Source organism: Alcanivorax sp. HI0044 (assembly GCF_001634945.1).
In genome coordinates this window covers 1-1,159 of the sequence record NZ_LWEZ01001574.1, presented here as the reverse complement: position 1 = coordinate 1,159, position 1,159 = coordinate 1, and the positions used below count along the sequence as shown (strand labels likewise).

The window sequence follows — 1,159 nt, the reverse complement described above, 5'->3', positions numbered from 1 at the left end:
CATCATTTGGGGAGGTGGCATGATCACATTACAACAATGGAAAGATTGTGAAGGGCAGACTTTCGCGCTGGAAAATGGCGATAGTTTGACGCTGGCGGAAGTGAATGTGCCGGTGTCTCCCGAGGGGTGGGAGTGCTTTTCCCTGCTGTTCGCGGGCCGGTTACAACTGGAGCAAGGCGCGGTGGTTATACACAGCGAGACGCTGGGTGAGGCGTCCGTGTTTCTGGTGCCGGTGGGGCCGCTGGGCGCCAGCGATGGCACCTACCATTTCGAGGCGGTGTTCAATCGCCAGCTCGCCAGCGCATAAGCAGGTAGACGCCCTTGTCTTCCTGCTCCTCAAAGCCCAGCCGAAGATAGAGTCGCCGCGCCGGGTTGTTGGTTTCCACGTGAATAGTCAGGGGTTTGCCGGACTGGCGAGCCCGTGATTGCAAGGTGGAGAGAATCTGTGAACCGAGCCCGGTGCCGCGAAAGGCGGGCAGCAGGGCAATGTCCACAATGCGAATTTCCTGTTCCCAGTCCGAGACATACAGCCGCCCGGCGGTCTCCCCGTTTAATTCGATCAGGTGCCGTTCCGCTTCCGGGTAATGCTGAAGATAGTGTTCGTGCTGTGCCTTGGCCTGCAGGGCCAGAAAGGCATCCTGCTGCGCCTGGGGCCAGCCGGTTTGCGCCACTTCTTCCTGGCGGGTGCTGGTGTAGATGGCCAGTAACATCGGCGTGTCGCTGTCACTGGCGGGGCGTAAACGGTAGCTGTGCATTACGAGCGGGAAGGGTAAATGCCGACCAGGGCCACAATGAAATGCACAAACAATTGTGGGGTTAGCGACTCTGCGTTAGCAGGAAGCGCCTCCCAGGTCTGTTGCGTTTTTCCCAGGCCGCGATCAATGCTGACGCTGGTGGTAGCCGCAACCGTGCCACTGGCATTGCTGCCACTTTTGGCGCCCAGACGAACCGGCGCAAGCCCCGGGCCCGTGCCAGCGTGCACCGGGGAGCGCCCACGGCAATCCGGCAAACCGAAAGTGGTTCTGCCGTCGCCACCATAAATGGTGCCGAACAGGGAAAACAGCGCATCGTTCTGTGATACGGCCAATATCTGGCCATCGCAGAATGCCCAGCCTCGCGGAGCAAAATTGCCCGCAAACATGCGAATTTCGCCGATAAA

The 1,159-nt window shown here is 59.6% G+C and carries 3 protein-coding genes; 1 reads left to right on the top strand and 2 read right to left on the bottom strand.

Going from position 1 to position 1,159, the window contains the following annotated elements; genetic code table 11:
- Positions 1-307 (top strand): hypothetical protein (locus A3730_RS23740; RefSeq protein WP_231884032.1); only part of this gene is annotated, 307 nt, incomplete at its 5' end.
- Here A3730_RS23740 and A3730_RS23735 read toward each other — a convergent pair.
- Entirely contained in the window at positions 282-755 is a 474-nt protein-coding gene (locus A3730_RS23735; RefSeq protein ID WP_063520585.1) for a GNAT family N-acetyltransferase, read from the bottom strand. The genes A3730_RS23740 and A3730_RS23735 overlap by 26 nt on opposite strands.
- On the bottom strand, positions 755-1,159 hold a 405-nt coding region (locus A3730_RS23730), incomplete at its 5' end, for a phage tail protein (protein ID WP_063539119.1). The genes A3730_RS23735 and A3730_RS23730, both read right to left, overlap by 1 nt.